The organism is Nocardia alni (genome assembly GCF_019038435.1).
Taxonomy (GTDB): Bacteria; Actinomycetota; Actinomycetes; order Mycobacteriales; family Mycobacteriaceae; genus Nocardia; species Nocardia alni.
The window spans coordinates 16,278-29,879 of sequence record NZ_JAGPOX010000119.1 but is presented as its reverse complement, the minus strand read 5'-3'; the positions used below and the strand labels follow the sequence as shown (position 1 = coordinate 29,879).

The following is a 13,602-nucleotide window of genomic DNA, read 5'->3' as shown; positions in this document are numbered from 1 at the left end:
ACCCAACGCGGTGTTCTCCGCGAACTCCTTCCAATCGAAAGACTGCCGATGCCCCTGCGCGATCTGGATCAACTGCACCACCGCATCGGTGACACCCTCCACCGCCGCACCCACCGCGGCAGCCTTGATCGCCTCCAGCACCACCTCCCGCACGATCGTCAACGCCGTACGCACCGACGCGATCCCCGCCGCCTCCACCGCCGGCGCCGCCGGACCCGCCAACCACGCCGTCGCCAGATCCCAGGCCAGCCACGCCAACCCGACCAGGATCTGGATCTTGTCCTCCTGGATCGAGTCGCCGACCGAATCGCACGAACTCCCGAGATCCTCCATCGACTTCGCCACCGACTGCAGCGAGGAGGACCCCGACTCGTCGGTCAGCGAGGCCAGCGAGGACACCATCGAATCCCGCCCCGGCCCCGAGACGTATGCCTTCTCGATCTGCGAGACCACCGACTCGACATCCCCCACCAGATCCCCCGAACCCCCGGACACCTGCTTCGCCGCGTTCTTCCAATCCGTGGCCAGCGAGAACATCCTGTCCTCGTCCCCCTGCGGCCACTGCGCACCCGCCAGATACGACACCCACTGCAAACCGTGCGGCAGATCAATACTCATGGCGGCTCACACGCCGGTACCGATCTGCCCGCTCCACAGTCTGGATGCTCCGTCAGCAACCCAAACGCGACGCCACCACTGCCGGAACAACACTCATACGAGTCTTAAACGGAGATCAACGACGCGGGTCGAAGATGTAACTTGCTATGAAGCGAAACATCGTCCGCGGCAAATGAATTGACCGTCCTGCTGATCAAACGGACGATCCGTCCGAATCGCTTGTCGGTCGACCGTCTGTCGCTGTCGCATTCGGCTCTGCGAGTGAGTCGCGGCCCGCTGCTACCGAGAGTGATTGCGGCAAAGTAAATGTCGAGCAAATAGACGCTCCCGCACGGCGGACAGCGCGACAACTGGTCAGCCGGATGATAAAAATCCCGCAGGAGACCTCGCAAATCGACCACCTGTCCTTCCGGACAAAAGGATGCCCTCTCATGACGACAGCTGATGTCACCCCCACTGCCGCGGCTGCGGGGTTACGCGTGGACCTGCTGACCCGCACATTCCTGGCAATGCAGGGGGCGTTGGGGTCCGCGGAGGACCTGTATTTCGGTGTCCTGCTGCGGTTGAGGGGCGCACCGATCGGCATCGACACGCTGCGTGCGCTGGTCGGTGAACATCTGGGATCTCTGCCCGCTCTCACCCACCGGCTGGTCTCGGTGGAGGGCGGCGAACTGCGCTGGGAGCGTGATCCACACTTCGACATACGGTCGCATATCGACGTGCTGGACGGCTCGATGGCGCGGCCCGAGCCGGCGGGTGTCTGGCTGGGCGGCGCACCCGGGCAGGACCGGCCGTTGTGGCGGATGTGGCTGCTACCCGGCGACGGCGACACCTGGGGTATCGCCTACATCGTCCACCATGCCGCACAGGACGGCACCGCGCTGATCCGGACTCTCGAACTGATCTTCGGCGAGGGTGAACCTTCGGCCGACAACCTGGTAGAGCCGGGAAAACCCTTGCCGTGGCGGGCATTGCGCGCCCTGCCGAACGTCCTGGCGACACTGCGCCCGGCAGCGCCGCTCACCGCATTGCCGCCCGCACGGGGTGACGGACGCCGTGTGACGTATCGGGCGATCCCGCTCGACGACGTTCTCTCGATCTGCGCGGCGAGTGCGGCCAGCATCGGCCAGGTCCACTTGGCGGCGTTGACCGGAGCGATTCGGCGTTGGTCGCCAGCGGATTTCAGCGACAGGGTCCGGTGGCCGCGTCGGCGCGGGTTGCCGGTGTGCGTCCCGGTGGACACCAGGAGGCCCGGAGAAGACACTGCGACGGCGGGCAGCTTGATCGGGTTGATGCGGGTCGAGTTGCCCTGTGGCGACACCGATCCCCGGCGTCGCCTGCGGGCGGTGATGACCCGCGTGTCCCGCCGTCGAGTCGAGGCATACAGGGCTGCGGCGCGCGCTCTCATCGAGGACGTGCCGCCGCGGATCGGCGCCGCCTGCCTCACACGCCTGGGCGATCGCCGCAACGTCGCGTTGACCGCGTCGAGCTTCCGCGCCATCGGGCCGTTGTCGGTGGCCGGAAGCCCGGTCGAGCAGGTCATCGCGATACCGTGGCTGCCGCCCGCGCACAGCTGCTTCAGCATTCTGACCCGTTACCAGGGGCAGGCGACGCTGTCGATCCTCACCGCCGACGGCACAGCCGACCCGGAAGATCTCGCCGAGGGCTGGGTCGAAACGCTGCACGAGATGCGGGCGGCCTACCACACGCAGCGGAGTGCCTCGTGAAGGCCGCGATGTTCCACGGACCCGGCGACATCAGGGTCGACGAGGTCACCGACCCTCGGGTCGAGACGCCCACCGACGCGGTGGTGCGCGTTGTGGCAGCGGCTGTCTGCGGCACCGATTTGCGCGGCTACTGCGGTCTGCCCGGCCCCGTGCAGGGGCCGAGGTGCGGCCACGAATTCGTCGGGGTGGTCGTCGACATCGGACGTGAGGTCACCACCGTACGTCCCGGCGATGTGGTGGTAGCGCCGTTCATGTTCGCCGACGGGGTCTGCCGGCAGTGCGTGCGTGGTTTGCCGAGTTCCTGCTCGGCCGGGGGCATGTGGGGCGGGCACAGCGACGGCGGCCAGGCCGAGGCGGTCCGCGTGCCGTTCGCGGACGCGACGCTGATACCGCTGCCGACGGACGAACACGACGAGCGCCTGCCGGCGATCCTGACCCTCGCCGATGTCATGAGCACAGGGTGGTACGGAGCCCAGGCCGCGGGCGTGTCCGGCGGTGAAACGGTCGTCGTGGTCGGTGACGGGGCGGTCGGCCTGTGCTCGGTCCTGGCCGCGCGCCATGCCGGGGCGGAGCGGATCCTGCTGGTGAGCACCCACGAGTCGCGTCATCCCATTGCGACCAGGTTCGGGGCCACCGATATCGTCGCGGCCCGGGGCCGGCAGGCCATTGATCGAATCAGGGAACTCACCGACGACAGCGGCGTCGACATCGCCATGGAATGCGTCGGCGAGCCCGTCGCGCTCCAAACGGCGACCGAAGTGTGCAGCGACGGAGGCACACTCGGCCTGCTGGGTGGCCCACACTTCGGAATAGACACCGCGGCATGCTTTCTCCGCAACCTCACGCTGACCGGTGGGCTCGCCCCGGTGCGCCGCTACATCCCCTCCCTGCTCGACAAGGTGCTCGCCGGTGACCTCGACGCCAGTCCAGTGTTCGACCACACGGTCACGTTGGCGGACATCGACACCGGCTATCAAGCCATGCGTGACCGGCGAGCCACCAAGGTCCTCGTGCGACCCTGACACCACGGACGACCAAGCAGCCCTGGCGGAATCGGAACGAAAGCTTTGTGGCAGTTACTCACTTCGGGGCGAACCGCCACCGGTCGAGTTCCGCTGTTCGGGTGGTCTGCTCGTCGTGGCCGCGCCGGACGAGTGCGGCGGCGACGCCTTCGTAGAGCGGGCTGTCCCTGCGGCCTACGACACATGGGCACCGGATCCTTACCCGCGCTGCGTCGAACCGCGAGACTGGAGACATGTGCATCCGGACGTTGTCGTCGAAAGTCGTGTACGGGAACCCGTGGATGTCGGTGCGGGAGGACCGGATCGAGCGGATGGACGGGTCGCATGGGGTCTACTCGGTGGTCGACAAGCCCGACTTCGCGCTGGTCATACCCATGGAGGACGACGGATTTCACCTCGTTGAGCAATACCGGTATCCGGTCGGGGCGCGGTCCTGGGAGTTCCCGGCGGGCTCGTTCCCGCCGGGGGTGACGGGTAGCCCGGAGGATATGGCCGTGGCGGAACTGGCCGAAGAAACCGGGTTCGCGGCAGGGAGGCTCGAACGGCTGGGCTATCTGCACTGTGCGAATGGGATGACCGGTGAGGGCGTCCACGTGTTCCTTGCGACCGATCTGATAGCCGGTGAGCCCGACAGGGAGGCCACCGAGCAGGACATGTGCCAACGATGGTTCGCCCGAGCGGAATTCGAGGCGATGGTGCGTGAGGGTGTCATCACCGATGCTCCCTCGCTGGCTGGGTACCTGCTCCTGAACCTGCGGACCTGAGTCCGCCGCGTCCGGCCTCATGCTACATTTTTCCGCATCGAAACTCCGGTTTCGGACAATTTCACCCGGAAAATGTAGCGGGAGGCCGGTTCTCCGGGCCTGCAAACCCGCGTGCCGGATCCGGCTAGGCTCCGGACTTGTGCCTATTCCCGATTTTATTGCTGAACTCCGTCAGTTCGTCGGCACCCGACTGCTGTGGCTGCCCGCGGTCACCGCGGTCGTGGTGAACGAGCATGAGAGGCTGCTGCTGAACCATCGTGCCGACGACGGAAGATGGTCGCTCATCGGGGGGATACTCGAGCCCGGTGAGCAGCCTGCGGACGGCATCGTGCGTGAATGCTTCGAGGAAACCGGGCTGACCGTCGAGCCCGAATCCCTTGCACTGGTGGATGTCTCGCCAGTGATTGAATATCCGTCGGGTGATCGGTGCCACTACCTCGATCTGGTTTTCCGGTGTAAGCCGGTCGGTGGTGACGCTCACGTCCATGATGACGAATCCCTTGCGGTCGAATGGTTCCCACTCTCCGGCCTTCCGGAAATCGACGAATACACTCGCCGTCGCATCGACAGCGCGCTGGCTGACGAAGTGGCGACGGTCTATCAACGACGGGGAAGCAGGTAGTTGTCCGTGAGGTCTCGTCGAGGGTCGCCAATGATCGCGAATCGTGATGGTGCGCATCGTCTCGTTCGCCCGAAGGTGGTCGAGACACCGCGGCTCGGTGAGCCGAATATGCCTGGCATTGTGCGCAATTGACTCAACAGTACATTCCGGACAGCGATTGACCCGAATGGTAACGATCGTTATCTTCTAGAGGTGGCTGAAGACGCGAAGATCCCCTTGATCCGGCTGTGGCTCGCGGTGCTGGCTGGATATCTGGCGTTGGGAGCCACTGTTCAGGAGATGCCCGCATTCGTGACGCATCGGTTCGGCGGCAGTCCGGTGCTCAGTGCCAGTGCGGTCGGGATCGCCTTTCTGGCCACCGCTGTGGGGCGGCCGTTCGCGGGGGCTGCCGCGGACAGCGGCCGGGCTCGGCCGGTGGTGATACTCGGGGGGATCTTGACGGCGATCGGCGGGATCGGGCATCTCGTGGCCCCCGATCCTGCTGTCCTGCTGGTGTTTCGGCTGGTCATGGGTGCGGGGGAGGCGGCGCTGTTCTCCGGGGCGCTGCCCTGGGTGCTCTCCGGTACCGGCGCGGACAGGCGCGGTCGGGTGGCCGGATGGTTCGGGCTGTCGATGTGGGGTGGGCTGGCCGCGGGGCCGGTGCTGGCCGCGGCGGTGGATTCGGTGTCCGGGTATCGCGGTGTCTGGTGGGCGGTGACGGCGCTGGGACTGTTGTCCGCCGTGCTCACCACCGCTACCAGGCGTCAGGCGTACCGGACCGATACCGATATGCCACGGCGGTTCGCCGATCTGGCGCCCGCCGGGATCAGGTTGCCGGGACTGGTGTTCGGGCTGTCGGCCTATGGCTACGGCACGGTGTCCGCGCTGGCCGTGCTGTACCTGCGCAGCTTTCACGGCGGTGGTCAGGCGATTGTGCTGGCGCTGTTCGCTGTCGCGTTCCTGATCACCCGGTTCGCGGGCAGTCCACTGGTCGATCGTGTGGGCGGGGTCCGGGTGGCGATGTGGTCGCTGAGTGTAGAGGCGCTGGGTCTGCTGGTGGCCGGTCTGCTGCGCTCGGAGCCCGCGGTCCTGGTCGGGGCCGCATTGGCCGGAGCCGGGCTGGCGCTGATGTATCCGGCGACGGTGGCGGTCACGTTGCGCCGCACCGGACCGCTGCGTCCGGGTGCGGCGGTCGGCGCGGTCACCTCCTGCTGGGATCTGGGGATTCTGGCGGCCGGGCCGATCGGTGGGGTCCTGGCGGTGAGCGCCGGATACGCAACAGCTTTCGTGGTGGCGGCGGTGCTGGAACTCGTCGCCGTGGTGGTCGCCGTGATCGCCCTGTACATGCCGCAACGAGACCGGCCGCCGGAGCCCGCCGAAGTGCGGTGACGCCTGCCGATCGCTGAGCCGATGTCACTGCGGGGAACCGGTCTCCTTCGGCCTCTGCGGCGTGCCTAGTCGCCCGAAAGGAACTGCTTTGTCGAGTGTCCTGTTCGGCGCGTCGTCAGGCTGCACAGTGTTCTGCGGGGCAACCTTGCGCGCGGCGCGGCGACGGGAGGGTGAAACGGGCCGCTGGACCCCTGACGACGCGCGCAGGGGAACGTCGTTGTACGGCTGCGTGTCCTGCGAGTGCTCCGACAGCGACGCGGTGGGACGAGGCACGTCCACGGTGCGGTTCCGATCCTCGCGGCGGTCCAACGGGACGCCGCGCTCCAGGGCGATGACGAGGTTTCGTTCGGCTCGGTCGCTCGGCCAATCGTGGTCCTTGCTGTGGATCACCTGCTGTTCCACGTCGCCCTGGGTGACCCAGTCGCTGGTCAGGTTGCGGATGTTCGCGCTCCACTGGCCGTCGTTCCAGTGCTGGGGGACAAGTTCCCACTGGTCCTCGTCGACCTGACAGCTCGCGCCCGGCTCGCCCGGGAGTATGGCGATGTACGTGTGCCGGCCGACCCGGACCGCGACCCGCTGCGGCCAGAGTGCCTCGACGGAGACGACGGTGATTCGGCAGGGCCCGTGGTAGACCGACACAAGTACGCTCCCGACTGTCGAATCCGGTTGTGGTGAACCTTGTTCAGGGTAGAGCCAGCCGATTTCTCCTCGAACGGCGTCCTCACATCTGCCGAACGGCGTCTTCGTACGCCGCCAGCTCGCGGAGCACATGGTCGGTGAGGGAGTGCTGACCATCGTCGGCGACCCAGTTCTCGTAGCCGGTGTAGTAGGCCCGCACTCCCATATCCGCGAGCACACCGGCCCGGCGCGGGTCACCGATCCGGCGGACCAGCGCCTGTTCGAATGCGGATACGATGGCCGAGCGTTTGAATACGGCGCGTTCTCGCAGTTCTCGGCTCGCGGCCACGATCGGGTCCAGTGTGCGCCCGACCTCCCGATTCTCCTGGTCGTGCGCGCCCGAGAGGGCCCGCAGGCCCGCGACCACCAGCTCTGCCGGGGGCGATTCGGCGGGCGCGTCCTCGATACCGGTCGTGACGAGCTCGACCAGCATGCCCTGCCCTTGGAAGACGATCTCGCGCTTGTCCGGAAAGAGCCGGAACAGCGTGGTCTTCGTCAGTCCGGCGCGCTCGGCGATCTGCGCCGTCGTCGTCGCGTCGTAACCCTGTTCCGAGAACAGCTCGAGGGCGGCGCGCAACAGCCTGCCGCGCGCATCCGGTTCCCAACGGCTCATGAACCCATCCTAGGTGATGTTACTTGGTAACATCACTGGTAGTGTGATGTGACCAAGTAACATCACAGTGCGAATGGAGAGAAACATGCGCGTATTCATCACAGGCGCGTCAGGCTGGATCGGCACCGCTCTGAGCGCCGAGCTGATCGCGGCGGGTCACGAAGTCGTCGGCCTGGCCCGGTCGCAAGCCTCGGCGGAGAAGATTCGGGGTCTCGGCGGCACGGCGGTGCTCGGGGACATGTCCGATCACGATCGGATCGTGTCCGAGGCGTCGAAGGCCGACGCGGTCGCCCACCTCGCCTTCACGCTGGACTTCGCCGAGTTCGATGCGGCCGTGAACAACGAGGTGGCGCTGCTGGGCAAGATCGGCGAGGCCCTCGCGGACACCGGGAAGACGTTCATCGCCGCCTCCGGAACCCCGATCCTGCTGGGGCGGTTCGCGACCGAACGCGACCACCTCGACGCCGCCGGGCCCGCCGGTGCACGGGTGAGAACCGCGAACGCCGTCTTGGCCTTGTCCGAGCGAGGCATCCGCTCCGGGCTGGTGCGTATGCCGCGTTCGGTTCACGGCGAAGGCGATAAAAACGGCCTGATCGCCATGCTTGTCGGTCTGGACCGTCAGCTCGGCGCCGCCGCTTACGTCGGCGACGGGCGCAACCGGTGGCCCGCCGTGCACATCGGCGACGCCGCCCGCCTGTTCTTCCTGGCTCTCGAGAAGGCTCCCGCCCGCGCGGTGCTGCACGCTGTCGGAGAGGAAGGCGTGCCGATGCGTCAGGTGGCCGAGGTCATCGCCGCGAAGACGGGACTGCCCGCTGCCGCGGTGGACACGGAGAAACTCGGCGTGTTCGGTGAACTGCTGGGCGGCGACCAGCCCGCCTCCGCCGAGGTCACCCGTGAACTCATGGATTGGAAACCGACCGGGCCCACGTTGCTCGAGGACCTCGCGGCCGGCTACTACACCGACTGATCGCACGCGAGCGAACCGGCGTCCCGAGGGGGGCGGCGGCCGGGCCGGACGAGCAGCCGGTAGTGCGTGAATCCTTGGGCGGTTCAGGACATCCGGCGCTCCCAGCCGAGCCGACCGCACCCCGCGCGAACCGTTCAGAGCGCCGAACTCCCGAACCACTGCCCGACCGCCCGCTCGAACTCCGCCCGATCGGGGGCGTCGTCACTCGCCCACGCCACGATGCCGTCGGGACGGACGAGCACAGCGCTCAGCCCGAGATCATTTCTCGCCGAACCGGATACATAGTGAACCCGGCTCTCCCAACCCAGTGCCGGCGCGTGCAGGGATCGGTCGCTGAAGTCGAGTACGACGCCGCGCCCGTCCTGCATCAGGTCACCCAGGCGGGTGCCGTCCGCGAGCCGCAGGTCCGGTGCATCGCGACCGATCAGCGGATGCTCGCCGCCGAGGTCGTAGCGGATCGAGGATCCGGTGACCCTTCCGAAGACGTAGGTCGTTCCGTCGCGGGTCGTGAGCAGGTCGCGGATCACCCCTTGGATCGCCTGGGCATGCGGGTCGGGCCGCATGATCTCCACCTGCGCGCGGGACCAATCGAGCACTCGGGCGGCGACCGGGTGACGCTCGCGGGTGTAAGTGTCGATCAGTCCGTCGGGCGCGTCGCCGCACACGACCGCCGCGAGCTTCCAGCCCAGGTTCATCGCGTCGCCGATGCCGGAATTCAGGCCCTGCCCGCCGAGAGGGGAGTGGATGTGCGCGGCATCGCCGGCGAGCAGCACCCGTCCGTTGCGGTAGGTCGTGCTCTGCATCGCCCGGTCGGTGAAGCTCGAGGCGAGATGAACCTCGGTGATCGTCACGTCGGCGCCGGATACGCGGCGCAGCACGTCCTGGAGATGTTCGCGGGTCGGCTGCTGTGAGCGATCGAACGCACCCCCGTCGAAGTCCATCATGCCGATGTGCCCCTCGGCCCGCATTCGGATGTACATGCCGGTCGGCGTGAGGTTGAACCCGGGGCGCAGCTGCTCGGGGTCGGCGAGCGTGGCGAGCATCGTGTACCCGGTGAACTGCGGCTCGGTCCCGACGAACTCGAAACCGGCGAGCCCGCGCACCGCACTGCGCCCACCATCGCAACCGACCACCCACCGCGCGGGATACCCGTGGCTCCCGGCGTGCGCGATCGCACTCCGGTCGTCCTGCGTGACGGCCGAGACCGTGACCCCGTACCTGATCTCCACCCCGAGTTTCGCCGCCCGCGCGGACAGCACGGTCTCCACGATTTCGAGGCTGGTCATCATGAATTCCGGTGTCGGGGTGGGCAATCGATACGGCAACGCGGCCGGATCGATATTTGCCGGATCGAGCACCATGCCGCCGAAGTGCCCCGCGAAGGACGGGCCTGCGGGCTCGTCCGAATCGACACCGACCTCGGGCACGCCCGACGCGGTCAGCAGCGGTCCCAGCATTCCCCGGCGGTAGAACACCTGAAGCGAGGCGGCCGACAGCCCCCGCATCCCGATCGGCGCCGTCCGCCACGGCGACCCCGGCGCCGCCTCCCGTTCGAGCACCAGCACCGAGCACCCCGAAAGCCCGAGCTCGCAGGCGAGCAGAAGACCAACCGGCCCAGCCCCCACGATCACTACGTCATGCATGAGAATCTCCCTTCCGAAGCCTGTTCTGTTCAGGCATTCGAAGGTTGACCCCGCACGCTCACGCGAGGCTCACACCGCACTTGCCCCGTCTTGCACCACAATTCCCGCCGGGCCGCCGACATCGAAACGAACTCTTCGCTCACACTCCGATGGACTGGTACTCCGTATAGGCGCCCAGGCCGACCGGGCCGTATTCGCGGCCGATGCCGCTCGCCTTGAATCCGCCGAAGGGGGCGCGCATATCGCGAGGGGCGCCGTTGACGTGGAAGGTGCCGGTGCGGATGCGGCGGGCCACGGCGAGACCGTGTTCCGAGTCTGCCGTCCAGACGCCGCCGGACAGGCCGTAGGGGGAGTCGTTGGCGATGGCGACGGCCTGGTCCTCGGTGTCGAAGGGGATGATCGTCAGGACCGGGCCGAAGATCTCCTCCTGCGCGATTCGCATCGCGTTGTCGACATCGGCGAACAGGGTCGGGCGCACGTAGAAGCCCTTCTCCAGGCCTGGGGTGTCGGGTGCGCCCGGGCCGCCGAGCACCACGCGGGCGCCCTCGGTGATGCCGGACTCGATGTAGGACTGAATCCGTTGCTGCTGAGCCTGTTTGACCATGGGGCCGATCCAGGTGTCCGGCTGTGCGGGGTCGCCCACGACGAGACCGCGCATCATGTCGGCGATCGCGTCGACGACCTCGTTGTACCGGGTGCGTGGGGCGAGGATGCGGGTGTGCGCGATGCAAGCCTCGCCGTTGTTGCCCAGTGAGAGGAATTTCAGACCCGCCGCGACCTGGGCCGGGTCGGCGTCCGCCAGCACGATCGACGCCGATTTGCCGCCGAGTTCCAGGCTGACCCGTTTGAGCTGCTCGCCGGCGAGGGCGGCGATGCGCCGCCCGGCCGCGGTCGAGCCCGTGAAGGCGATCTTGTCGACGCCCGGATGGGCGATCAGGTACTCGCTGACCTCGCGGTCGGCGGGCAGCACGCTGACCACACCCTCCGGGAAGCCCGCCTCGGCCAGGATCTCGGCCAGGCGCTGGCCGTCCACGGCGGTTTCGGGGGAGGTCTTGAGGATGACGGTGCAGCCCGCGAGCAGCGCCGGGACGAGCTTCACCAGCGCGGACTGGTGCGGTGCGTTCCACGGGATTACCGCCGCCACCACGCCGACAGGTGCGCGGCGGGTCACCGTGCGGCCGCCGTTCTGACCGGGAAGTTCGGTCTCCCAGTCGAATTCGGCCGCGGCACCGAGGAAGTTGGCGATCTGATCCCGCAGTGCGTGCTGCAACATGCCGGTGAACCAGCTCGCGGAGCCGTTCTCCGAGGTGATGAGCGCGGCCAGCTCGTCGGCGCGGGCGGCGTGCAGGTCGTTGAAGCGCGCGATGACCCGGCCGCGCTCCTCGGGTGTCAGGCGCGGCCAAGGGCCGTGATCGAAGGCGGCGCGGGCGGCGGCCACGGCATGGTCGACGTCGGCGGGGGAGGCGTGCGGGACGACGCCGACCAGGGACTGGTCGTGCGGGGAGTGGACTTCCAGGACGCCGGAGCTGGCGGGGGTCGTCCACGCGCCGCCTACCAGCAGTTTCTCGTACGTGATCATGGTGGCTCCTTGCCGATCGGTGAGATAACAGAATCGAGTTCCCTTATCTGTACGATAACAGAACGCGATTCACTTATCTACCTCGATCGGTATCCTGGGGTGTACGGCTGGAAGATGAGAGCAGGCGCGTGGGCGCGCTGACTTCCGGTGAGTGGAGTCGTGGGTGAGAGCGTCGTCGATGGGCACGGTGGTGAGTGGGGCAGAGTTGTCAGCGAGGTGGAAGTTTGTGAATCAGGTGGAGTCGAGCGTCAGCGAGGTGAAGTCGTGAGTGAGGCCACACAAGGGTTCATCCGGGCCCGCAGCCCGGAGAACCGGGAGGTGCGCAGGCAATCGATCCTGGACGCGGCCGAACGGCTGCTGGGCCGGACGCAGATCGCCGACGTCACGCTGCGCGACATCGGCGGCGAGGCCGGGATCGCGACCTCGAATGTTCTGCGGTACTTCGAGAATCGCGAGGCGGTGTTCCTGGAGCTGTTCAACCGGGTCTATGGCGCGTGGTTGGACACCCTGTCCGGCGAACTCACACCCGTCACCCTGGAATCCGCACCCGATCCGGCGACCCCGGCACGCGCCTTCGCCGACGCCTACGCCGCCTCGCTGGCCGCCCGCCCGGTGCTCTGCGAACTGGCGAGCGTCCTGGCCAGCGTGCTCGAGCGGACGGTATCGGTCGAGACCGTCCGCGGCTTCAAACGCCGAGCCTTGGCCGACAACGACCGCCTCGCCGCGATCATCCACACCTGCTTACCCGCCCTACCACATTCTGCCGCAAAAGAATTGGCCTCCGCGACCATCATGCTGCTGGCAGGCCTGTGGCCCCTGGCTCACCCCGGCCCCACCGTCGTCGCGGCGATCGAGGACCCCGATCTTCTCGCTGCCCACGTCGACTTCCCCGCCCGCTACAGCCGGATGATCGAACTGCTCACGACCTCGCTGACGGCGGTGCGCGCCATCGCCGATGCCCCCGCACGGGTTCCGGACAGAGCCGCGGAAACGAAGCCGATCGTCCGGAGTACCGTGGGACCGCCCGCTGATCGGCGCCCAACGGCCCGTTAGGGGTTGACCGGCGATAGTCGGTGTCAAATATTGGGTCGGTGCCACGACAAACCAACCGTGTGCGCCACGGCGAGGTGTGCGTGTGATGCCCGAAGACCGGAATCCGGCCGGGGACCTGGCGGCCGGATTGGCCGAGTTGACGGAATTGCTGCTGTCGACGCAGGATTTGGAGGAGGCGCTGCGGCATACCAGCGATCTGGCGGCACGGATGGTGCCGGGCCGGCCCATGGCCGGGGTGACGCTGATCCGTGGCGATGACGCGATGACGGTGATCTCGTCGAAGGCGCATGTCCCACCCGTTCTCGCGGCGCGGGACAGTGACGATGCCCGGTTGTGCGTGGAAGCGATTCGTACCGGCCGTCCGGTATGGGTGCCTGACACGGCCAGTGAGCACCGATGGGGTGAATGTCCCGCGCGAATGCTCGAGCAGGGGGTGCGGTCGATCTATTCGCATCCACTCACCGTGACCGGGGAGACGCAGGGCGCGCTGAGCCTGTTCTGGGATCACCTCGAACCTCTCGACGACCGAATCGAACGGACGGCCGCATTGATCGCCGAGCAGGCGGGAATGCTGTTGACCGCGGTGATCACCACCGCACAACAGGAGCGACTGGTCGAACAATTGCGGGCGGCGCTGGCGTCGCGGTCGGTCATCGATCAGGCGCTGGGAATTGTCATGGCCCAGCGCCGCTGTACACGTGAACGTGCATTTGCGATTTTACGCACGGCCTCGCAGAATCGAAATGTCAAACTCGTCGATATCGCGGCGGGCATCGTCCATTCGGTCGCCGGATCTCCGCCGGGCCGAACACATTTCGACGAGCCTCGCTGACATACAGCCGATCGGGGTGTTACCCTGGTCGGTAGTACTCCTCGTGTCCGGAAGCGTGCTCGAAGGTTCGAGCAATTTCGGCTGGGAGTTTCCGATGCCAGATAGTCGCCGCGCCC

Annotated in this window: 13 protein-coding genes; 8 read left to right on the top strand and 5 right to left on the bottom strand. The window is 67.3% G+C overall.

Going from position 1 to position 13,602, the window contains the following annotated elements:
• Positions 1-618 (bottom strand): WXG100-like domain-containing protein (locus JZ791_RS33315; RefSeq protein ID WP_498049410.1); only part of this gene is annotated, 618 nt, incomplete at its 3' end.
• 431 nt (positions 619-1,049) lie between these two features.
• Here JZ791_RS33315 and JZ791_RS33310 point away from each other — a divergent pair.
• The 5 genes from JZ791_RS33310 (at position 1,050) to JZ791_RS33290 (ending at position 6,121) form a co-directional block, all read left to right on the top strand.
• Entirely contained in the window at positions 1,050-2,345 is a 1,296-nt protein-coding gene (locus JZ791_RS33310) for a WS/DGAT domain-containing protein (RefSeq protein WP_216900008.1), read from the top strand.
• Positions 2,342-3,367 (top strand): zinc-binding dehydrogenase, encoded by a 1,026-nt coding sequence (locus JZ791_RS33305; RefSeq protein ID WP_216900006.1) that lies wholly within the window; start codon positions 2,342-2,344, stop codon positions 3,365-3,367. The genes JZ791_RS33310 and JZ791_RS33305 overlap by 4 nt, the downstream gene beginning before the upstream one ends.
• 233 nt (positions 3,368-3,600) lie before the next feature.
• Positions 3,601-4,131, top strand: a complete 531-nt coding sequence (locus JZ791_RS33300; RefSeq protein WP_216900004.1) for an NUDIX domain-containing protein — start codon at positions 3,601-3,603, stop codon at positions 4,129-4,131.
• Positions 4,132-4,270: 139 nt separating this feature from the next.
• On the top strand, positions 4,271-4,753 hold the full coding sequence (locus JZ791_RS33295) for an NUDIX hydrolase (protein ID WP_216900002.1): 483 nt from the start codon (positions 4,271-4,273) through the stop codon (positions 4,751-4,753).
• A gap of 192 nt (positions 4,754-4,945) precedes the next feature.
• On the top strand, positions 4,946-6,121 hold the full coding sequence (locus JZ791_RS33290; protein WP_216900000.1) for an MFS transporter: 1,176 nt from the start codon (positions 4,946-4,948) through the stop codon (positions 6,119-6,121).
• A gap of 24 nt (positions 6,122-6,145) precedes the next feature.
• Here JZ791_RS33290 and JZ791_RS33285 read toward each other — a convergent pair whose 3' ends face one another.
• A complete protein-coding gene (locus JZ791_RS33285; RefSeq protein ID WP_216899998.1) occupies positions 6,146-6,760 on the bottom strand; it encodes a hypothetical protein in 615 nt (204 codons plus the stop codon).
• Positions 6,761-6,842: 82 nt separating this feature from the next.
• Complete coding sequence (locus JZ791_RS33280; RefSeq protein WP_216899996.1) at positions 6,843-7,412, bottom strand: TetR/AcrR family transcriptional regulator; 570 nt, start codon at positions 7,410-7,412, stop codon at positions 6,843-6,845.
• Positions 7,413-7,497: 85 nt separating this feature from the next.
• Here JZ791_RS33280 and JZ791_RS33275 point away from each other — a divergent pair, with 85 nt between their 5' ends.
• A complete protein-coding gene (locus tag JZ791_RS33275; protein WP_216899994.1) occupies positions 7,498-8,379 on the top strand; it encodes an NAD-dependent epimerase/dehydratase family protein in 882 nt (293 codons plus the stop codon).
• 134 nt (positions 8,380-8,513) lie between these two features.
• Here JZ791_RS33275 and JZ791_RS33270 read toward each other — a convergent pair whose 3' ends face one another.
• Both JZ791_RS33270 and JZ791_RS33265 read right to left on the bottom strand, forming a co-directional pair.
• Positions 8,514-10,022, bottom strand: coding sequence for an FAD-dependent monooxygenase (locus JZ791_RS33270; RefSeq protein WP_216899992.1), 1,509 nt, complete (start codon positions 10,020-10,022; stop codon positions 8,514-8,516).
• Positions 10,023-10,161: 139 nt separating this feature from the next.
• Positions 10,162-11,601, bottom strand: a complete 1,440-nt coding sequence (locus JZ791_RS33265; protein WP_216899990.1) for an aldehyde dehydrogenase — start codon at positions 11,599-11,601, stop codon at positions 10,162-10,164.
• 264 nt (positions 11,602-11,865) lie between these two features.
• Between JZ791_RS33265 and JZ791_RS33260 the strand changes: the two genes are divergently transcribed.
• Positions 11,866-12,654, top strand: a complete 789-nt coding sequence (locus JZ791_RS33260) for a TetR/AcrR family transcriptional regulator (protein ID WP_216899988.1) — start codon at positions 11,866-11,868, stop codon at positions 12,652-12,654.
• 85 nt (positions 12,655-12,739) lie between these two features.
• Complete coding sequence (locus JZ791_RS33255) at positions 12,740-13,486, top strand: GAF and ANTAR domain-containing protein (protein ID WP_216899986.1); 747 nt, start codon at positions 12,740-12,742, stop codon at positions 13,484-13,486.
• Positions 13,487-13,602: the final 116 nt, after the last annotated feature.